The sequence below is a fragment of the Paenibacillus sp. GM1FR genome (genome assembly GCF_002803315.1).
Taxonomy (GTDB): Bacteria; Bacillota; Bacilli; order Paenibacillales; family Paenibacillaceae; genus Paenibacillus; species Paenibacillus amylolyticus.
In genome coordinates, this window is record NZ_MKZL01000007.1 from 1 (window position 1) to 21,258 (window position 21,258).

Here is a 21,258-nt window from a genome sequence, read left to right on the forward strand (position 1 = left end):
CCATTGCGGAAGATTCCCTACTGCTGCCTCCCGTAGGAGTCTGGGCCGTGTCTCAGTCCCAGTGTGGCCGATCACCCTCTCAGGTCGGCTACGCATCGTCGCCTTGGTGAGCCGTTACCTCACCAACTAGCTAATGCGCCGCAGGCCCATCCCCAAGTGACAGATTGCTCCGTCTTTCCAGTTTCCTTCAGGCGAAGAAAACAATTATTCGGTATTAGCTACCGTTTCCGGTAGTTGTCCCAAACTTGAGGGCAGGTTGCCTACGTGTTACTCACCCGTCCGCCGCTAAGTATCAAGGAAGCAAGCTTCCTATCCACTCCGCTCGACTTGCATGTATTAGGCATGCCGCCAGCGTTCGTCCTGAGCCAGGATCAAACTCTCCAATAAAGTATTGAAAAGAGCGATATGCTCATTTTGAATCTGACGAGATTAAAAATCTCATTTGTGCTCCAGTCGATCCAAGCCAAGGCTTATCTCAAACTTTTGCGTTCATTCTGCAAGCAGAATGTTTACTCACTCGTTGTTCAGTTTTCAAAGATCAAACTTGTTTCGTTACTGAATGTTGTTCTCTTCAGCAACTCTTATATAATATCATGTCCGAACCAACTTTGCAAGCTCTTTTTTTAAGTTTCTTTCGAAGCTTATTTCATTCGCTTGCCGCACCGTGTATCTCGTGTTTTTTTGGCCGGAAATAGAATATACCATGTACAGTTATGAAACGCAAGTCTTTTTTAGATAAACATTAAATTCTTATAAAATGAGTACCCTATAGACCTTTTAACAAGTATCTCCTTATAACCAGCTAAATGATACATCTGCGCACTAACTTTGATGATCAGAGTAATTAACTTACAAACGCAATAAGTTTTTTTATATGATCCTTAATCCAACTTATAGAGAAACTCATGTTGTATACGTACATACTCATCGCGTTATAGAACCTATTAACCGATGATTTCATCGGTTAAACAACCAACAGATCATAAATCATTATACTCATTCCTTCTATATAGAAGGAAAACATTTTTGAGATTCATTTTACTCAAGAAAAGAATACAAAAAAAAGCGAAAGCTCCGGGTTTAAATCCCGTGGCTTCCGCTTCTTTCATATATATGGTATCAAACTTATCTCCGTATTCTTCATTAAACCTAATGTACGCTTACTCCCCGCCAATAAATACGTATCGGCAAACTACAATGAGCGCCAAGATCCACATAAGCCAGTGAATTTTCACTTTACGCTCTGTAACCAAGTTACTGAACACCGCCAGAATTACATAAGATACGATACCTGCGGATATCCCGTTTGCGATTCCACCTGTGAAAGGCATCAATACAATGGTAAGGAATGCAGGGAAAGCTTGCAGGAAATCATCCCACTCAATGCTGCGCACTTGACTCATCATAAGCACACCCACGATGATCAAAGCCGGAGCTGTCGCAGCGGATGGAACAACAAGCGCAAGCGGTGCGATAAACAGGGCCAAAATGAACAACAAACCTGTCGTTACCGAAGTCAGTCCTGTACGTCCACCTGCCTCAACACCTGAAGCACTTTCAACGTATGCTGTAATTGTACTTGTACCCAGTGCAGCACCTGCGCTGACACCAACTGCATCGACGAGCATCGCTTTACCGATCGTTTTCTCGCCTTTTTTCTTATCCTTCATAATCCCCATACGTGTTGCAGTACCTACCATCGTACCAAACGTGTCGAACAATTCAACGAAGGTAAAGATGAAGATGATCTCAAACAATCCCAGACTGATGGCACCTTTCAAATCCAGCTGTCCAACCGCCAGATCACTGAAGTTAGGCAACCAGCTTGCGCCTGAAAGACCACTCAGATTCGTAACGCCCATCGGAATACCAATCAGCGTTGTTGCTACGATCCCGATCAGCAGAGCGCCTTTGACGCGCATAACCATCAGTATAGCAATAAGGAGCAAACCAATCAGGGCCAGCAATGCATCATGATGTGTTATAAAGTTACCCAATGACAGATTAAAACTACTACCTGGAATCGGCTGACTCAGATCTGCGTCTGGTGCAACATTAACTGTTACAGCCACGAGATTAGCAAGTTTGAAACCAATAATGGTAATAAAAAGACCGATACCAACCGTAATGGCCATTTTGATTGACTGCGGAACTGCTACAAGCAGCATTTGCCGAATCTTCGTCACGGTCAAAATAATGAACACGATACCGGAAAGGAATACCGCTCCGAGAGCAGCCTGCCAAGTAATCGCTCCATTCGAACTTAGAACGACAGTCATGAAGTACGCATTCAGCCCCATACCTGGTGCAAGTGCGATCGGAATATTCACGAACAATCCCATAATAATAGTCATTAATCCGGCGCCGACGGCTGTTGCAAAGAATACTGCATTATCCGACATCCCCGCACCGGCTTGTCCCAAGAACAACGTATTTACAAAAAGAATGTAAGCCATTGTCATAAACGTAGTGAGACCCGCAACAATCTCCGTTCTAACGTTTGTTCCGTTTTCTTTTAATTTAAAGAAACGATCCATAATTACTAACTCCCCCTTAGAGATGTTGAAGCCATATTGAAAAACGACAAATGACCCTGATGAAGATTCTTCACCCAGGGTTCAGCTGACAAGGAGTGGCATGATGCCTTTACTAAGAACAAAAAAAATTCTAATGTGCGTGATGTCCCCGCAATCATGTAGAATTCATGTGCTTAGCCTTCTCCTCTTCGTAGCCAGATCATTAGGGTGATCTCGTAGAGACTCCCGGGCCAATCCCCAGGATTATACGAATAAGTATGCGCTATTTGTTTGTTTCCCATCACTATTTTAGGAGGGCAGTATGTTTTTGTCAATGAGAAAAACGAATATTAATATCAAGCTTTTAGAATATCGTTCGTATTATTTAACAGATTGAACCAGTTCAGCGGTTTACAACCCAATTGAATACGCTTTTTTCAGTGTAATCTCAATGGGATATGTCCATTCTTTCAGACTGAAAGTTCCGCAGGATAACATAAAAAGCTAGCCTGGTCAAAGAGCAGAAGCGCTCTAATCAGGCTAGCTTATATTTCTGATGCGTCTTAGCAATCAGGTGTATGATGATATAGGAATAATAACGATGTCTCGTATTCCGAAGACTTATACTCATTAGGTATATGGAGCAATTTGCGACATGTTCCGGAGCTATTTTTTACCGGATCAGTCCTATGTTAATTATATCTCTGTCTGCGAAGCATCCTGTATCTCTTGTTGTTCCTGATTTGCGTTCGTTGTTGAGTCAGAGGATAACTCCTGGTTACTGGACTGATCGGAAGAAGCATCCGCTGCCTCTAAATTCACAAATGGAAAGTCCCCCGAACCGGAAGCCAGATCTTGCATACCTGAACCGCATCCTGCCAGCATCACCATCAGAAACGCACTTCCAATGCCCATCTTCCATTTGCTCATATAGTCGGTTTTACGCATACATTCAATTCTCCCTTCAGTAGCCATATAGCTCTTAGTATGTACTTATTGTACAGGCCCGACCTGAAAGGATCATGAAGTGAACTTTAAAATGGGATGAATTTTGAAAGTTTATTACTTGTAAAAAAAGTAGCCCTACAAAAATTTGATCACAATATTCTTCTTAATAAAAAAACGCCCTTTTATTTGCGAAATACCGCAGATAAAAGAGCATTTTTTATAATCTATCGTTAAGAGTCTATACCCTATTCCCACTCGATTGTTGCAGGTGGTTTGGAAGTTACGTCATAGACGATACGGTTTACGTTATCAACTTCGTTAACGATCCGTACGGAGATTTTCTCCAGCACATCCCAAGGGATACGTGCCCAGTCCGCAGTCATACCGTCGATGGATGTTACAGCACGGATACCTACAGTGTAGGAATACGTACGTGCATCACCCATAACGCCGACACTCTTCATGTTAGGCAGGGCTGTGAAGTACTGCCAGATTTCGCGGTCGAGACCGGCTTTGGCAATCTCTTCACGCAGGATGTAGTCTGAATCACGAACGATGGTAAGTTTCTCTTCGGTAACCTCACCAAGAACACGGATCGCAAGACCCGGACCAGGGAACGGCTGACGGTGTACAATTTCGTCCGGCAAGCCACACTCGGTACCGACTTTACGTACTTCATCCTTGAACAACGTGCTCAGTGGCTCGATCAGTTTGAAGTTCATGTCCTCAGGCAGACCGCCCACGTTGTGGTGGGATTTGATGGTCTGTGCAGTCGCTGTACCACTTTCTACGATGTCCGTGTACAGTGTACCTTGTGCCAGGAATGCAAAGTCATCGAACTGCTTGGACTCTTCGTCAAATACGTAAATAAACTCGTTACCGATGATTTTACGTTTTTGTTCTGGATCATCCACGCCAGCCAGTTTGGACATGAAGCGCTCTTGTGCATCAATTTTGACAACTTTCATGTCGAATTTGCCGACAAACGTCTCCATTACACTTTCTGCTTCACCTTTACGCAACAGACCGTGGTCGATAAACATACATGTCAGTTGATCACCAATGGCTTTGTGAAGCAATGCAGCTACAACGGAAGAATCTACACCGCCGCTCAGTGCACACAGTACTTTACTGTCGCCCACTTTTTCACGAATGTCTCTGATGGTGTCATCAATGAATGTCTCCATCGTCCAGTTGCCTTCGCAACCACAGATTTCGAACAGGAAGTTACGAATCATGTCGTTACCGCGAACAGAGTGACGTACCTCAGGGTGGAACTGAACAGCATACAATTTGCGCTCATCGTTGCTCATGGCAGCAATTGGCGCACTTTCCGTGCCTGCATCCAGTTTGAAACCTGGAGGAAGTGTAACCACGTGGTCACCGTGACTCATCCATACCGTATGTTCGCCTTCAATACCTTTTGCCAGTGTAGATCCAGCAGCAAACTCAAGGTCTGCTTTACCGTACTCTCGCTTCTCGGAACGTTCTACTTTACCTTCGAGCTGTTGGGCCATAAGCTGCATCCCGTAGCAGATACCGAAGATTGGCAAGCCCAGGTCATAGACACCTGGGTCCACGTGTGGAGCATTCTCAGCGTATACGCTGGACGGCCCACCTGAAAATACGATTCCTTTTGGTGCCATTTCTGCGATCTTTTCCGCCGGTGTGTTATACGGCAAAAGCTCGCTGTATACGCCAAGATCCCGGATTCTTCTGGCGATTAACTGGTTGTATTGGCCCCCAAAGTCAAGGACAACCACAATCTCATTCTGCTTATTCATAACCGTGCCTCCCTCAATTCAATGAAACTAATTATACGCAACGACAAAACATACCGTCAAGGAAAGGCGAAACTCCTTTTTTCGACATATCAAAACAGGATTACCAAATGCCTCTAAATATGAAATTCCGAATAGAAAAGCTTGGCAGCAAGATGCTGGTTCAAGTGTATGATAGTGGAAAGACGCCTCGTTCGCAGCGCAGCGCGAAAGGCGTCTTATGTATGGCATGCAGCATAAACCAAATGCTGCGTTTAAAAACAGTGCGCCAGCCAATGGTGATCTTCATCTGCCCACAAGTGGCCAAGCTTTATTGGAAAGCGATAGCGATTGTATGGCTGCTTCGCATCTTTGGTGTAACGTTGTAACATCCTTGTGTTACAACGCCTGCAACCGCCGGGCCAGACGAAGTGCCCGGCGCAGGAAGTCCAGACTGTCCGTGCGCAGCGGACGGTCTGGCCCATACAGCAGCCGTTCCCAGTCGGCTGCAAACCGCGCGATGTCCGCGCCGTCCGCGCCTGCGGCCAAAGCCGGTGACGCTGCATATTCACGCAGCGTCATACCCGGCGGCCGCGGGCCGTACCGGCGCGCGAGCGCGGCCCAGACCGGAGCGGCGGCGCGCAGCAGCCGCTCGCGGTCTGGAAAGCTGCTGCGTGGCCACGCCAGCAGCAGCCCTAACCGCAGCGCGGGGCGTAGCCGCCGCATGCGGACCAGAGCAGCGGCGCCCAGCAGGGCCGCTGCCACAAGGGCTGCCGCGAGCCATGGCTCCGCGGCAATGGCCCGTGCGCGGGCGAGCAGCCACGCGCCCGCGTAACCCAATCCGCCGCTCATATACGGCGGATTCTCCGCAACAGGCTGCGGCCCGGCGAGTGCTGCGACACTTTCGCCCGCGCCTTGCGCCATGGCGAAGCCTGGCGTGGCCTCAAACGGCATCCAGCCTGCACCCGGAAAATATACCTCTACCCAGGAATGTGCATCTCCCTGTGAAATCACATACTGACTGGGCACATCCGGGTCAGCAACTCCGGGGCCAAAACCTTTAACCCAGCGTGCGGGGATGCCCTCTGCACGCAGCAACACAATCATGGCTGTGGAGAAATGATTGCAATACCCCTGCCGGGTGACGAATAAAAAATCGTCCACAAAATCTGTTCCTCGCGGTGGCATACGGGTATCCAACGTATACTCGGCATGAGCAGCCAGATAAGTCTTGACGGCTTGCACAGCGTCATACCGGGTCTCACTGCCATGAATGATTTCCTTGGCAAGCGTCTGCACTCGACCAGGGAGTGATGCAGGCAATTGCAGATAATCCCTCCGGATGGCTGCCGGATCTTTCCCTTTATTCGTTTCCTCAAGTAGACGTAACTGTTCAGGTGTTGCGACAGGAACCATGACATCTGCCGAATAATTTTTAAGTATTTTATCGTCCCCTGAGCTCGCGAGCCACAATGTTGCCGAATCGCGATTAGACAGCAAAGAAAACATGTTTTCCTGATTATCCTTGTTCTTATCCTGGAACGATACGTTAACCGGTATGCCCCCGGTAAAGAGAGGATTTGGTCCTTTCCACTCTCGCTGCATCGTGACAGTTTGGCGAATGCGACTCCAATAGGTTGGATTCTCCCAACCATCAGCACGCAGCATTCCGGATGGACTTGCCGTTTCGAAGCTTTGACCCGGATCACTCCAAGTACTACCGTTATAATATGAACGGGTCTCCCCTCGCCAATACGTCACTTTTGGACTCTTTGCTATAAAAAAGATGGAGTTGCCCTGCACTAACGGTGCTCCCATAGGCGCGTCAGCTGTGCTATATCCCGTGACTGCCGTTGCAGCAGGGATACTACTGTGCTGTGTATAACCTGCCCAGCGAGCTAGGCGTTCACCCATCTGCTCCAAAGATATGCGTTCCGGTTGAGGAATGGAAGCAAACTGGCCAGGTAACGCGGAGAGAAACACCATACCTGCGGAAACAACGATAGTTACTGCACTCCAACGGCCATAGGGGCTGCCGCGGTAACTCGGAGTCGTGACTCCTCCATTGAGACGTAGTAGCTGGAGCAGAGCCTGAATAAGAAAAGTCCATAGGACAGACCGTATTACAGAAGCATACACTTCCAGCCCCGCAAAGGATTCAAGCAAAAGCAAATAGAGCAGTGTTGCACTGCCAAACAGCATAACGCTTCGACGTAACAATACAAGGGATTGCACAGAAGCCATGAGCATGCTCCAGCCGCACATCATGAACAAACCTCTCGTTTCTGTACTAATCGAGTGGAATCGCCAGTTATTTATAAACGTGTCCATATCCGCTGAAAATATTCCCGGATATGCGACGGCCCAACGGACAGGATCACTTCCTCCGTACATCAGACATAAAGCAGCGACTGCAATGAATAATCGGATCAGTACTCCGGTGATCCATCCTGTACGAATCAACCCCGCAAGCAACAATGCTCCCGTTAATCCCGCCATTACGGACAAGAACCGTTCACTGCCCTGCTGATCTGATGATGTAACCGGATATATCCACTCCAGAGACAGTATAAGTAAAATGACCGAAATAAAAATTTTGTACAGGACAGGTACGCTAACATCTCCCTCATCCTTTATGTCCGTCACAGAATTCTGGTTCACAGTTTGATGTACAGAATAGGCCAATTCCATTCTCGTACGGGCCGTTGACTCTAAGTCGGCCATAGTGGAATCGGGTTGCTGGTTACCATTACGCTCCCACATCCGTTACCTCCACCTTTCCCAATGAAGATAACGCAACGTCTGTAACCGCATGGATCGGCACCCCGCTGTGACGAAGCCGCTCCAAGCTTAAGCTGTCATATCCCAATCCATTCATCAATCTATCCGTTGATCCTAATTGGTTTTGGTTCTGGTTTGCTTCAGTCAATTGCACCTCTACACGATAACCCGACCCGATTGCAGTTATGATCCATTCGGCCAGAACCTGATCCATCTTACCTGTGAGAACCACAATTCGCGACCCGCTCGCCAGTCCATCCAGCATCTCCGTTCGAAGCGAAACAGGGCCTGATTGTGCTTTGGATATTCGTGCCCCCGCTAACTTGTCCAGTCCATGATTCTCATCATCTGCATGGAACGGCCCATGTTTCCATTGATCTTGTGCATCATAGTTCTTATCGCCGCCTTCCATCCACAGATGATAAGGAATGTCATCCCGTTCAGCGGTATGAATCCAGCGGGCAGCTGCACGAACCACTCGTTCAAAAGCAGGTGCATCCATGTTCTCCCGTTGTTTTACGTCATAACCCGACGCGCCTTCATACACAAGGATGCCGAGCGAAGCCAGATCCGTGGTATCAGGCAGAAAGGTCTGAAGTTTTCCCGTTTTGGCTGTACTTTTCCAATGAACTCGTCCCAGTGGGTCACCCTGCTGATATTCACGGAACTCAGGGCTACGGTTACCCTGGCTATTTCTTCGCTCTGACAGAGTCCCTTCGATCATCGCTGCGAATTCTACCGAATCACCCTTCCCCCAAGCTGTTGCTTGAGGAACAACAATCAAGGGGGTACCTCCCGCGGTCTCTGCGGAGAGGGTATTCCAGCCAAACATATCACCCCAGTACAATCTGCCCGTATCCCATCTGTAAACTCCTCTGCGTAACCCGGAACATTCATATTGATAGGAAAATTGTCGCCGTGTTCCCGGGAAAATCAATTTGCGATGAACACCTGCAGGTGTGTTCTCACACAGAACGATCCATAACAATGGAATACGGCAATTGAATTCCAGTTCGACTAGAACCCGTACCTGCTCGCCTGCCTCAATCCGGTTCGTGTGTATTTTCCGACGGATGTGAATACGCCGTGGTCCGAACCAATGGAGAAGCAGACCTCCTGTGAACATCAAGAAAGCTATAACGGATAGAAACAACGCCGCTTTGCCCCCATGCCACTGATACAAGGAAGCAAAAGCCACCACCAAGACAGCACTCACAATCCGTTGTCCCAGCGCAGTCATTGCCTCCGTCCCCTTCCCTGTGATGCCATCTGTACAGGTACCGGGACCGATGACAATGCTTCTTCAATGACCTGTACTTGCCCCCAAACCTCCGCTCTGTTCTGTGCCTTCAATTGAATACGGTGGGAAAGGACAGGCACAGCTACCTCTTTCACATCATCCGGAATGACATAACTGCGCCCTTGAAGATAGGCAAATGACTGCGCTGCAGCCATCCAGGCCAGTGTTCCACGCGGACTAATGCCCAGTCTGACCGCCGGAAGGCTGCGAGAGGCTACAGCAACAGCCACCAGATACTGTTTAACGACCGGATCAACATGTACCTGTTTGACTTCACGCTGCATGGCTACGACCTCTTCAGCAAGCAGGACAGGGCGAAGTTCATCAATCGCTTCTCTACCTTGCATGCGGGTTAACAATTCCAATTCCTGTTCCGGATCGGGATACCCCAATCCAATTCTCATGATAAATCGATCCAGCTGCGCTTCAGGCAGACGGTACGTACCCTCGAACTGCAACGGATTCTGTGTCGCCAGCAGAAAGAACGGGCGTGGCAAGGCATAGGTTGTGCCATCAACCGTAATACGTCGTTCCTCCATTGCCTCCAGCAGGGCAGACTGAGTGCGTGGTGAAGCGCGATTTATTTCATCAGCCAGGACAACGTTGGACATGACAGGTCCGGGCCGAAACTTGAATTCAGCTGTATGTGGATGATAGATTGAAGTGCCCGTAACATCTGCCGGCATGACATCGGACGTGAATTGAATCCGGCCCATGGAGCAGTCCAGTGCGGAAGCAACGGCACGAACCAGCATCGTTTTCCCGGTACCCGGCACATCTTCCAGAAGTACATGACCTCCGCTGAGCATTGCAGTGAGGACATAACGAATCTCTGTTTTTTTGCCAATAATCACACTCTCAACACGCTTCATGACCCTGTTTAGCAATTCAACCGCATGTTCATGTTCCATTCGAATATAAGACATTTCTCTGATCTCCTTCCGTTCATCAGTATTCCTGAACCATAGTAATCTATGATTCAGTGTTGCCCGGAAGTAGAGAGAATAGTCCTGCAAGAATGACTTTCTTCAGATCATTTTATACTTAAATATGTTATTCATTGCCGAAATGGATCTGGAAGTGCCCGCCTTCACCGTCCACTCTGCTTCATTACTGGTTAAGGAATTCACCCTCAACCCCATCTGCTCCAGTAACTCACGTAACGGAACCCAGATGGTTCCACCTTGACTCTGTACTGCGTCCGTTTCAATTGCCCCGGTTGTAGTCAGTGTTCCACTCACACTGTCTGCATGAATCGTTCTTTCCTTCCATACTGCTATGGCCGTCCTTGTTTCAGAGTCCCAGCGAGTGCTGCCCCCGAATTTTTTCATGAAAGTACGCAATGGCACCATGATTCGCTGCCCCTCCATGCGGAACTCGCCCGGTTGCAAGGTAGCTGCAGCCAAGCCCACCTCTACCTTCAGCTTCTTGCTTGCAAGCCATAACGTCGCGTTCGCTTCTACATGCTCTGCGATCCAGGCCTTTCCTGGCGCCTTGCGGGCCTTATACTTACCATCTGGATGTACACGGAATTGAACTGGTTGATCCGTACTCTTTATGGTCTCAAAACGATATCCATGATCACGATAATATTTGATAATACCCGGAAGTGCTTTTACCGTTTCAGCATGTGCACCACCGTCATGCATCAGGACAATGACCGAACGTGCCCCCGCAGGTACTTTGGTCGAATTGCTGAGGATCTCTTTGGCTGGAACACCTTTACGCTTGGAATCTCCACTATCGACGTTCCAGTCCATGACGGTGTATCCACCCAGTTGGAGCAAATCAAAATAACTCTGGTCAAAATGCCCGTAAGTACCGCCTGGTGCTCGCACCAGATTCGGACGGAAACCGGTTATACGCTCCAGCACTTCCTCTGTCTGCTTAATCTGTTTCCAGAACACTTTAAAATCACTGTACAGCTGTTCGTATTGATGATTAAACGTATGATTGCCCAAAGCATGTCCATCCTCCACAAGCCCACGGATTAACTCCGGATACCGCTCTGCCTGCTCACCCAGCACAAAAAATGTAGCCAAAACCTTCTCCTTGCGCAAAATATCCAATACTTCACGGGTATGGTTACCCGGTCCATCGTCAAAACTCAGATAAACTACCTTGTCTTGAATATTCTTATCTTCCGGGATTGGATCACTTGAGCCGGAAGCAGCAGATGCATAAGCCGTGCCTGCATATACAGCAAATGCACATAACAGTATCGCAATACGCATGAGAATGACAGACCACTGTCCAGCTAAAAACATATGTATGGTTGTTGCAGAGTTTCCCCCTAATTCCTTGATTCTCAATTCCGGTCTCTGTACCATTTATGAATCGACCTCCACCGTCTCTAGTAATTTGCTGATAGACTTCAGCAGATTTGTTAGAATTATATGGAGGCTACATTGAAAAAAGACGTGATTTTGTTTAATATTTTTTCACAATTTGCTATGTAGCCTGATTGATTCTTCGCTTCAGATTAGGTAGCATAATGAACAGGCAGAACACATTAAAACACCTTGGAGAGTATTCATGCTCCCACCCCGTATTCAGGAGAGTGAAATCTATTGGAATTGCTTGAGAAGATCCAACATCTGTTTGGGTCCTACGGATACAGCGTATTGTTTTTTGGCTTGTTGCTTGAATTCATCGCACTTCCCTTTCCTGGTGAAACAACGATGGCTTACGCAGGGTTTCTCTCCTACAAGGGGCATCTGGACTTCGGAATCCTCACCATACTAGCTTTTCTGGGAACAACGATTGGCATGACCATCACTTATTTTATTGGAGCCAAAGCAGGACTGCCCTTTATAACACGATACGGAAAATGGTTTCTGATGAAGCAGGACAAGCTCGATAAAACGCAAAAGTGGTTCGCCAAGTATGGTAATGCCTTAATCTTCATCGGTTATTTCATTCCGGGTGTAAGGCATTTCACGGGGTATTTCGCGGGCATAGCCGCTGTTCCCTTTCGCAAATTCGCTCTCTACGCCTATTCAGGCGCACTGTTCTGGGTTGTATTGTTTCTGGGCATTGGCAAAATATTTGGCCCTCAGTGGAACGCCGTATTCCATCTGGCTCATCAATATGCAGCATATATCGTGGGAGGAATCGGCCTATTGCTCATCGCAGCCGTGTTCTATCGTTACCGCAAAGCATGGGCAGCAAGATCCACCGTATCCAAGCCAGCCCCTGTTCGACAAAGACAAAAGTAAATTCGGACAAAAGTCCATCTATAATAAGCAGGCAGGGAGTTGCGAATAATCGCAGCTCCTTTTTTTTGTGATAATCCGAATTCATCCAGGTCATACTAACTTGAAAATATAGGGTGTATAGGGAGGTGAAGGCATGAGTGAATCGTCGCTGGAACGCCAAGATCAGAGGCAAATCTCTCCGGATCTAAGCGAAAATATGGAATACTGCAAGCAAGTGATGGGGAACAGCAACGACTTGATGATGCGCCCTCTCCAGTGTTTACATAAATGGCCTGCAGTTATGTTGTACATCGATGGATTAGTGGATGTGCAGATTCTGAATCATTCCATCCTGGAATCCCTGTTAAAGACACATGAACTTCCGGAATTCTCTGCAGATGATGAGCATCTGAGCTACCTCCAGAATGACATTCTGGCTGCGAGCAATGTAACATTTGTGGATGACATGGAAGATGTGCTTAATGCTCTCCTGTCCGGTTCGGCCATCCTGCTACTCGAAGGCTGTGCAAGAGGATTGAAAATTGCCGCAGCCGGTTGGGAGGACCGTGCTGTTGGTGAACCCATCTCACAGACCGTTGTACGGGGTCCTATGGAGGGATTTAATGAAAATTTGCGTACAAATACATCCTTGATTCGCAAACGGATTCGTGACCCTCATCTCTGGATCGAAGAAAAGGAGATTGGTCGTATCACCAAAACAAGGGTTGCGGTCTTATATCTGAAGCATACCGTTGATCCAGAAGTGGTAGAGGAACTAAGGCGCAGGCTCGATGAGATCGATATTGATGGGATTCTGGAGAGCGGGTACATCGAGGAACTTGTACAAGACGAAACCAGAACGTTATTCCCCACGGTTTACAATAGTGAACGTCCAGATACGGTTTGTGCTGCTTTGCTTGAGGGTAGAGTAGCCATCATCGTGGACGGTACGCCTTTTGTGCTGCTGGTTCCCGCCTTGTTCGTGCATTTCTTCCAATCGCCGGAGGATTACTATCAACGGGCCGATATCAGCACATTGATTCGCTTGATTCGTTATCTGTCCTTTTTTATCGCTTTACTAGCTCCATCCTTCTATATTGCCATTACCACCTTTCACCAGGAAATGTTGCCCACCAATATGCTCATTAGTCTGGCGGCTCAACGTGAGGGCGTTCCTTTTCCCGCATTCATTGAAGCCATACTGATGGAACTGACCTATGAAATTTTGCGAGAAGCAGGTATACGTATTCCAAAAACGGTCGGTCAGGCCGTTTCCATTGTCGGAACACTGGTGATTGGCCAAGCAGCCGTAGATGCAGGAGTTGTCTCCGCTGCAATGGTTATTATCGTTTCCATAACGGCCATATCCAGTTATGTCATTCCAGAGAATGGACTTTCTATCTCTGTCCGAATTTTGCGATTTGTATTGATGATACTCGCGGCAGCTTTTGGATTCTACGGTATTCTCATTGTTCTGCTCATTACAGTTACACACCTGTGCAGCTTGCGTTCTTTTGGCGTACCGTATATGTCCCCCTTTGCACCTCTAATTCAGAAAGATCTGAAAGATACGCTGTTTCGTGTACCCTGGTCCCGTATGAAAACACGTCCATTCTCTACGGGTACCCCGAACAAAATCCGACAAGCCAGCAAAAAAATGAAGCGTTAATTCGGTAAGGAGAACAACGTATGAACAAGTGCTTCCCATTAATTGTATGCATTGCATTCCTGCTCCCTCTCCTTACCGGATGCTGGGATCGCCAGGAACTGAATGAACTTGGCATTATGCTGGGTCTCGGTGTGGACAAAGATGGAGATATGATTAAAGTGAGTGCCCAGGTCGTTGTGCCAAATGAAGTTTCCTCCAAGTCAGGGGGAGGTAATGGTACTCCTGTCACGCTGTACGAAGCATCCGCGTCCACACTGTTTGAAGCAATTCAAAAGCTGACCGAGACAAGCCCACGCCGCATATTCATGGCACATATCCGTGTACTGGTGTTCGGAGAAGAATATGCACGCAAAGAGGGAATCTACGATGTCATAGAAGCGTTAATGAGGGAACCTACTGCTAGACCCGATTATTACGTCATGGTTGCTCGAAATACTACAGCTTCCAAGGTATTGGACACACTTACTCCATTGGAAAATATACCTGCAGAGAAGTTATTTAATTCCCTGGACGTATCCACCAAGACCTGGTCACCTACAACTATTGTAACCGGTGATCAGTTGATGGAATATATGCTTACTCCTGGAATACAACCCGTAATCACTGGTGTAGAGGTTTTGGGCAATTCAGAGAGAAGCGGAAGCAAAGACAATGTTGCGACGATCAAGTCCACAGCTCGTATAGTTTCAACGGGATTGAGTGTCTTCAAAAAGGACAAACTGATTGGCTGGTTAACGGAAGATGAATCCAAAGGGTACAACTATATCCGCGACAACGTAGTATCTACCATAAATCACCTGCCTTGCAGAAAAGGAGGAAATGTGACTTTAAAAACCCTTCGCACCAAGACTCAACGAAAAGCAAAGGTCATTGGAGAACAGCCCGTAATCAACATCAAAATCAAAAATGTGTCTTCCATTGGTGCAGTAGAGTGTGGAATCAGAATTGGTTCGATGAAAACCCTCAAAGAGTTGGAAAGGGACAATGAGGAGGGACTGATAGAACTAATGAAAAAATCCGTGAATTCAGTGCGGCGAAAATTCCATGTTGACATTTTTGGATTCGGTCAGGAAGTGTATCATGCCGATCCTAAATTTTTCAAAAAGATTGAGAAGGATTGGGATCAATATTTTGAAAATCTGGATGTTAAGTACGAAGCCAATGTACAGATCAAACGTGTAGGTACACTGGATGATTCATTCAAGGAGGATTTGAAGGAGTGAGGCCGGATGTTGATTACAATTACTGTCATTGTCATAGGAGGACTTGTAAGCTTGGTTGATCTTCCAGGTCTCATCCGCCGCAAGGAATGGAGGGAAACAGCTGTGTACAGCGGAATGCTCGTCATTGCCACAGGGTTCAGCGTGATTGCAGCAAACCTGTGGGACTTTCCTAGTCCGCTCTATATCATCATGTGGATCTATGAACCTGTTAATCAATTCCTGGCACATCTGACGGGAACCTAGAAAAAGGAGAGGACCATTATGCTGGAACAGGGGCGCCTTGGAACAAGACAATTGACCACTCTCATCTTTATGATGGTGGTCGGGGATATGATGCTGATCTACCCCTCGGTCATCACGTCCTATGCCAAACAAGACTCCTGGATTTGTGCTTTTATAGGCGTTCCTCTGGGGATGGCACTGATGGCCATGTTCCTGAAGCTATGTAGCATGCACCCAGAAAAAAATCTGGTGCAGATGGCACGAAGCATTCTAGGGTTCTGGCCAGGTACTTTCTTTTCCTGCTTCTACCTGTTCTTTTTCATTATTGGTGCTTCCACGCATACGAGAGAAGTCGGCGATTTCATGACCACTCAAATCTTCCCGTACACTCCCATTCGCATCATCATTCTGATGTTTGTCATCGTGATCGCCTGGGGAGTGTCTCACGGATTAGAGACGATGGGGCGAAGCAGTGAACTACTGATGCCCGTCGTTATTGTGTTTATTGTCGTCCTTGCAGTCTGCCTGCTTCCTCAGATTGATACTAGAAATTTGAAGCCAGTAAGTGATACGGGTGTTGTCTCTATCTCGCAAGGCATTCTGGTAAGCATTATATATCCGATCGGTGAAGTCGTTCCCATCATGATGATACTACCCTATGTTGCCAAGCAGGCTCATCGAACACGGGACGTAATTATTGCAGCTGGTTTAGGCAGCTTGGTATTGGCAACGCTCGTTACCATATCTCTGCTGGTCTTGGGTGCCTTTCTTACGCAACATAACATATATGCTTCTTTTGTTTTGTCCCAGAAAATTAGTATTGGGAGCTTTTTTGAACGTATTGAAGCCATTATGGCTTCTTCCTGGCTGATCTCTACGTACTTCAAAGCGATGATATACTTATACGCCTTTATTGTTGGTTGTGCGGAACTGTTCAAGCTTAAGCAGTATCAGATGCTGGTACTCCCTGCGTCCTTACTTGTGTTCGGATTAGCCAATCTGATCTCACCAAGCATTACTTTTATCGTGATCACCATTGTTCCATATTGGGTAGACTGGGATACCACACTGGGGATCATTCTGCCGGGCTGTCTTCTGCTGATACAATTGCTCAAGTCTTACAGAAAATCATCGGTTACTCCCAACAATTCCTCACAGGAATGAGTACTATTTTTTTGAGGAAGGAGCCTGGTGTGGGTGGAAAAATGGTTCATCCATGCTGAATATAGAGAAGGAGAACGGTGTCTATGTTAATTAAGGAGAAAATCACCATTAGGCAATTTGCAGTCCTTACCTTTCTCGTCATGATTGGGGACATGATTCTACTCTATCCCTCCGTGGTTACTGCTTCCGGTAAACAGGATGCATGGATCTGTTCTCTTATCGGTCAACCGATCGGCATACTTATCATGTGGGTGCTATACAAACTTCATCAGACACACCCTGATCTTTCCCTTATTGAAATCTGCCAAAAAATACTTGGCCGGTGGGCAGGGTCTGTTTTAGCAGCTGCATATCTATTTTATTTCGCCATAGGCGCTGTCATATGTATCCGTGAAGTCGGTGACTTCATGACCACACAGATCTACCTTCAGACCCCCATCCGGGTCATTCTAATTATCCTTATGTGCGCTCTGGTCTGGGGGCTTATGCATGGTTTGCATACAATAGGAGGAAGCAGTGAAATGCTGACTCCAATCGTTGTTGCATTTATGATTCTATTATTTCTGGGGCTGATGCCCAAAGTAAACAGTTCAAATCTACAGCCTTACTTGGACACCCCTTGGCTTCATCTGATGCAGTCTGTCATTAGAGGGGCATTCACTTCCTTTGGTGAACTAATCGTGATCACCATGGTTCTTCCTTATGTGATGGCCGGACCTCACATCAAACGTGACATGTTACTCGCTACTTTATGTGGAGGGCTGTTACTAACCACACTGTTGGTCATTTCACTGATGATATTTGGCCCCTTTCTGACCCAACACGACATCTACATCTCCTACACCCTGTCCCAAAAAATTAATATCGGCAACTTTTTCGAGCGAATTGAGGCGTTCATGGCGACTGCTTGGTTAATTGCTACCTATTTCAAGAGTCTGCTGTATATGTTCTCCTTTGTCGTTGGAACAGCTCAGCTATTTCGGTTAAAGACATATAAACCTCTCATCCTGCCATCAGCGATGTTATTATTCGCGTTAGCTGTACTGATTTCTCCCAATGTCATTTTCTACACCAATACGATCATGCCCGCTTGGGTGGATTGGGATATCACGGTAAGCTTTATTATTCCGCTATTCCTACTGCTTGTGCATCGACTTCGTTCGGGCAAGAGCAAGAACAATTCAACCAATCATAAACGATTGCCCACCTAAAAAGGCTGTGTTCACGGTAAATTCCGCGAAGCACAGCCTTTAATGATGAAACGGTTAAGATGTATTTATTCACACATGTCTAGTTCATTAATTACAATGTCTTCAAAGCCTCAAGCGCAGCCTCGATATGTCCTTTGACCCGAACCTTGGACCAGTCCTTGATCAATTTCCCTTCTTCATCAATCAGAAAAGTGGAGCGAACCATACCCATGTACTCTTTGCCATACATTTTCTTCAGCTGCCATACCCCGTATTGCTCGGCTACAACGTGCTCTTCATCCGATAACAAAGTGAACGGAAGTCCATATTTGGCAATAAACTTGTCATGTTGTTTCATCGGATCGGTGCTGATTCCGAGAATGACCGTGTTCAGCCCTTCAAATTCAGCATGTCGATCCCGGAAATCACAAGCCTGTTGCGTACAGGACGAAGTCATATCCTTGGGGTAAAAATAAAGCAGTACCCGCTGTCCGCGGTAATCCAAAAGCTTTACCGATTCTCCCGTACTGGACGGAAGTTCAAAATCCGGTGCCAATTCGCCTACAACTAACGTCATGTCAGTTCCTCCCTAATCTCCCCCATGAAATGCTATAGGGCGTTATTATGAACCTGCTCCGCGATACCGCTTCACGCCAAAATTCCACAACAGCAAGCCCATGGAGCCAAACACCAATCCCATCACAGGTGTAAGCAGCGCCATGCGATGCATCTCAGACCTCTCCAGGAACAACGCTGCGGGATATATCCCCACGAAGGCAAACGGAATGATCCAGGTTAACAGTACCTGAATGGCACGGTTATAGATCGTTACCGGGTAGCGTCCATATCCTTGAATGTTATACATCAACGGCAGGATACCTGTTGGCGCGTCTGAATAAAAGGATAGTGAAGTCAATGTGGTGTAGATGCCCGCATAGATCATGACTGAGCTGAGTGCCAAAATAATCAAGGCAGGGATATGCCACCACTCCAGCATCAGACCCATCTCTGCGCCACTGAAGATCATGATGATCAGGCCGATAAACGAACCCACGAGTGCAGGCGGATCTACATTTTCAAGCAATATCTGGAACAGGTTATGTGCAGGACGTGTCAGGATCCGATCCATCTCACCTTTGACGATGTATCGCTCACTGAATCCCCACAGATTGATAAAACAACTGAAGATGCCATAGGGCACCATAAAATATCCATAAACAAAGAGCACTTCACTCTCACTCCAGCCGCCAAGGTTATCCGTATGGCGAAAGACCACAAAGATAAAGATCAGGTTGGTTGCCTGGAACAGCAGATCCGATAGGATCTCCACCCAGAAATCAGCACGGTACGTGAGTCGTGTTTTCATGTAATTTTTCAAATATTCCCAGATCAGACCCATATAGTACATATCTGTTATCCCCCTTGCACGAACAGACGCTTGCGCGCCTTACGCCAGATCAATACCATCGGAAGCAGCAGTACGGCAAACCAGAACACCTGAATACCGAGTACACTCCAGATGGCGGTACCTTCCACTCTTCCAGTGAACACAGAACCGGGCAGATACGTAATGGCCTGAAAAGGCAATACTTTCATCACCGCAGACATCCAGCCTGGATACAGGCTGATCGGGATGATTAGACCGGAGAACAAATCAACCACGACGCGTTTCATACGCATCATGCCTTCATTGTTTTCCACAAAGAATGCCGCCAGTCCCGTTATCACATTAATCTGGGAATTAATGAGGAAACTGAAGAACAGCATGACGAGAAAGCCAATCCACGCCGATGGCGCCGTAGGCAATTCAACCGGGAACAGCAGAATGGCAATGAGCATCCCCGGAATCATGAGCAGCAGGAAGCGGAAAATACCTTCCCCAAGACCCTGCATCATTTTGACCATAACGTAATTGATCGGCCTGATGAATTGAATCGCAATGGAGCCATCCCGTATATCTGCGGCAATCTCCCGGTCCAGGTTGTTAAAGTAAAAGGCACGTGCCATCCAGGATACAGCGATGTAAGTGGTCATCTGCGCTGCCGTGAAGCCGCCGAGTTCACCACTGCTACCGTAAATAGCTTGCCAGGTAAAGTAATACACGCCGATATTCAGCGTATATATCAAAATGCCGGAGTAATAATTCACCCGGTATGCCAGCATCGTTAGAAAACGGATGCGCATAAAATCAATAAATGCACTATTCATCTCAGGATACACCCACCGCTTCTTTCCCTGCTCCCACAATCTCGGGACGCTCGGCGGAACCGGATTGGTAAATACTGCGCACAATCTCATCCGTGTTAATCTCAATAATCTGAATATCGGTAATATCAGCTTGTCCAACGACACGTCCGAGTACATCCGAAACGTTCAGTTCCAGCGGAATCCATACGGATGCGGACAGTTCATTCTCAACCGTCCAACGTACAGGCAACGCAGCAGTCCATTCCTGCATCTGACTGATGTTGTGAGCTGAACCAAACTTGAAGCGGATCTCCCGCTCCTTACCCCACTGGGACTTGAGATGATCCAGACCTCCATCATAAATGATGTTGCCTGCATCAAGCATGATCACCCGGGAGCACAGTGCCTCAATGTCCTGCAAATCATGGGTTGTGAGCAGAATGGTCGTTCCATGCTCCTTGTTCATGTCTTTCAAGAAATCCCGAATTTCCGACTTCACCACAATATCCAAACCAATAGTTGGCTCGTCCAGAAAAACAATACTTGGGTTATGCAATAATGCTGCAACTAACTCGCAGCGCATACGCTGACCAAGACTGAGCTTCCGTACCGGACGACTTAGCAGATCCTGAAGCTGTAATCGCTCAACCAGTTCATCCAGCCGTTTACGGAAATCGACCTCTCCGACACGATATACTTTGCGCAATAAATGGAAGGATTCGATAACGCCAATATCCCACCACAATTGACTGCGCTGACCAAAAACAACACCAATATTCTGTACAAACTTCTCCCGTTCCTGATGCGGAACATAGCCACCAACCGATATTTGCCCTGAAGTAGGCACCAAAATGCCGGTCAACATCTTGATTGTTGTTGATTTACCGGCACCGTTCTCCCCAATATATCCGCATATTTCGCCTTGCGGAATCTGAAATGAAATATCATTTACAGCCAATACCTCTTGGTATTGACGTGCAAACAGGTCCTGGAACGCGCCCTTCAGCCCACCTCGGCTTTTCTGGACGCTAAACGACTTGCGCAAATCTTTGACATCAATCGCCAGCATGATTATACCTCACTTGGATTTTGTTGAAATTG

General features: G+C 47.1%; 18 protein-coding genes, 1 rRNA gene and 1 riboswitch. Of the genes, 7 read left to right on the forward strand and 12 right to left on the reverse strand.

Going from position 1 to position 21,258, the window contains the following annotated elements; all coding sequences use genetic code 11:
• The 4 genes from PAEAM_RS04090 to guaA form a co-directional block, all read right to left on the reverse strand.
• Nucleotides 1-387 (reverse strand): 16S ribosomal RNA (locus PAEAM_RS04090); the annotation flags it as partial.
• A 773-nt stretch (nucleotides 388-1,160) separates the two neighbouring features.
• Nucleotides 1,161-2,537, reverse strand: a complete 1,377-nt coding sequence (locus tag PAEAM_RS04095) for an NCS2 family permease (protein ID WP_076320372.1) — start codon at nucleotides 2,535-2,537, stop codon at nucleotides 1,161-1,163.
• A 171-nt stretch (nucleotides 2,538-2,708) separates the two neighbouring features.
• Nucleotides 2,709-2,808: riboswitch (purine riboswitch) on the reverse strand.
• A gap of 404 nt (nucleotides 2,809-3,212) precedes the next feature.
• Nucleotides 3,213-3,464 carry a hypothetical protein gene (locus PAEAM_RS04100; protein ID WP_100526759.1) on the reverse strand — a complete coding sequence of 84 codons (252 nt, stop codon included), beginning with the start codon at nucleotides 3,462-3,464 and terminating at the stop codon, nucleotides 3,213-3,215.
• Between the two features lie 245 nt (nucleotides 3,465-3,709).
• Entirely contained in the window at nucleotides 3,710-5,248 is a 1,539-nt protein-coding gene (gene guaA / locus PAEAM_RS04105; RefSeq protein WP_100526760.1) for a glutamine-hydrolyzing GMP synthase, read from the reverse strand.
• A gap of 221 nt (nucleotides 5,249-5,469) precedes the next feature.
• Between guaA and PAEAM_RS31690 the strand changes: the two genes are divergently transcribed.
• Complete coding sequence (locus PAEAM_RS31690) at nucleotides 5,470-5,613, forward strand: hypothetical protein (RefSeq protein ID WP_165789828.1); 144 nt, start codon at nucleotides 5,470-5,472, stop codon at nucleotides 5,611-5,613.
• 10 nt (nucleotides 5,614-5,623) lie between these two features.
• Here the strand turns inward: PAEAM_RS31690 and PAEAM_RS04115 are convergent, their stop codons facing one another.
• From PAEAM_RS04115 to PAEAM_RS04130, 4 genes are all read right to left on the reverse strand, one after another.
• Nucleotides 5,624-7,987, reverse strand: coding sequence for a transglutaminase-like domain-containing protein (locus PAEAM_RS04115; RefSeq protein WP_100526762.1), 2,364 nt, complete (start codon nucleotides 7,985-7,987; stop codon nucleotides 5,624-5,626).
• Complete coding sequence (locus tag PAEAM_RS04120; RefSeq protein ID WP_100526763.1) at nucleotides 7,974-9,245, reverse strand: DUF58 domain-containing protein; 1,272 nt, start codon at nucleotides 9,243-9,245, stop codon at nucleotides 7,974-7,976. The genes PAEAM_RS04115 and PAEAM_RS04120 overlap by 14 nt, the downstream gene beginning before the upstream one ends.
• Nucleotides 9,242-10,231 carry an AAA family ATPase gene (locus PAEAM_RS04125; protein WP_076320367.1) on the reverse strand — a complete coding sequence of 330 codons (990 nt, stop codon included), beginning with the start codon at nucleotides 10,229-10,231 and terminating at the stop codon, nucleotides 9,242-9,244. Before PAEAM_RS04125 ends, PAEAM_RS04120 begins: the two co-directional genes overlap by 4 nt.
• Before the next feature lie 102 nt (nucleotides 10,232-10,333).
• Nucleotides 10,334-11,635 (reverse strand): polysaccharide deacetylase family protein, encoded by a 1,302-nt coding sequence (locus tag PAEAM_RS04130; RefSeq protein ID WP_100526764.1) that lies wholly within the window; start codon nucleotides 11,633-11,635, stop codon nucleotides 10,334-10,336.
• A gap of 240 nt (nucleotides 11,636-11,875) precedes the next feature.
• Here PAEAM_RS04130 and PAEAM_RS04135 point away from each other — a divergent pair, with 240 nt between their 5' ends.
• The 6 genes from PAEAM_RS04135 (at nucleotide 11,876) to PAEAM_RS04160 (ending at nucleotide 17,991) form a co-directional block, all read left to right on the forward strand.
• Entirely contained in the window at nucleotides 11,876-12,523 is a 648-nt protein-coding gene (locus PAEAM_RS04135) for a DedA family protein (RefSeq protein WP_100526765.1), read from the forward strand.
• Between the two features lie 133 nt (nucleotides 12,524-12,656).
• Nucleotides 12,657-14,171: a spore germination protein gene (locus PAEAM_RS04140; protein ID WP_100526766.1), complete on the forward strand. Its 1,515-nt coding sequence runs from the start codon at nucleotides 12,657-12,659 to the stop codon at nucleotides 14,169-14,171.
• Between the two features lie 20 nt (nucleotides 14,172-14,191).
• Nucleotides 14,192-15,394, forward strand: a complete 1,203-nt coding sequence (locus PAEAM_RS04145; RefSeq protein WP_100526767.1) for a Ger(x)C family spore germination protein — start codon at nucleotides 14,192-14,194, stop codon at nucleotides 15,392-15,394.
• A gap of 6 nt (nucleotides 15,395-15,400) precedes the next feature.
• A complete protein-coding gene (locus PAEAM_RS04150) occupies nucleotides 15,401-15,637 on the forward strand; it encodes a hypothetical protein (protein ID WP_100526768.1) in 237 nt (78 codons plus the stop codon).
• An 18-nt stretch (nucleotides 15,638-15,655) separates the two neighbouring features.
• A complete protein-coding gene (locus PAEAM_RS04155) occupies nucleotides 15,656-16,780 on the forward strand; it encodes a GerAB/ArcD/ProY family transporter (RefSeq protein ID WP_047841431.1) in 1,125 nt (374 codons plus the stop codon).
• Between the two features lie 83 nt (nucleotides 16,781-16,863).
• Nucleotides 16,864-17,991, forward strand: coding sequence for a GerAB/ArcD/ProY family transporter (locus PAEAM_RS04160; protein ID WP_036668207.1), 1,128 nt, complete (start codon nucleotides 16,864-16,866; stop codon nucleotides 17,989-17,991).
• A gap of 91 nt (nucleotides 17,992-18,082) precedes the next feature.
• Here PAEAM_RS04160 and bcp read toward each other — a convergent pair whose 3' ends face one another.
• The 4 genes from bcp to PAEAM_RS04180 are packed head-to-tail and all read right to left on the reverse strand — an operon-like array spanning nucleotide 18,083 to nucleotide 21,226.
• A complete protein-coding gene (gene bcp, locus PAEAM_RS04165; protein ID WP_100526769.1) occupies nucleotides 18,083-18,547 on the reverse strand; it encodes a thioredoxin-dependent thiol peroxidase in 465 nt (154 codons plus the stop codon).
• Between the two features lie 45 nt (nucleotides 18,548-18,592).
• On the reverse strand, nucleotides 18,593-19,378 hold the full coding sequence (locus PAEAM_RS04170) for an ABC transporter permease (protein WP_036614076.1): 786 nt from the start codon (nucleotides 19,376-19,378) through the stop codon (nucleotides 18,593-18,595).
• A 5-nt stretch (nucleotides 19,379-19,383) separates the two neighbouring features.
• Nucleotides 19,384-20,178: an ABC transporter permease gene (locus tag PAEAM_RS04175; protein WP_036614077.1), complete on the reverse strand. Its 795-nt coding sequence runs from the start codon at nucleotides 20,176-20,178 to the stop codon at nucleotides 19,384-19,386.
• A 1-nt stretch (nucleotide 20,179) separates the two neighbouring features.
• On the reverse strand, nucleotides 20,180-21,226 hold the full coding sequence (locus PAEAM_RS04180; RefSeq protein WP_100526770.1) for an ABC transporter ATP-binding protein: 1,047 nt from the start codon (nucleotides 21,224-21,226) through the stop codon (nucleotides 20,180-20,182).
• Nucleotides 21,227-21,258: the final 32 nt, after the last annotated feature.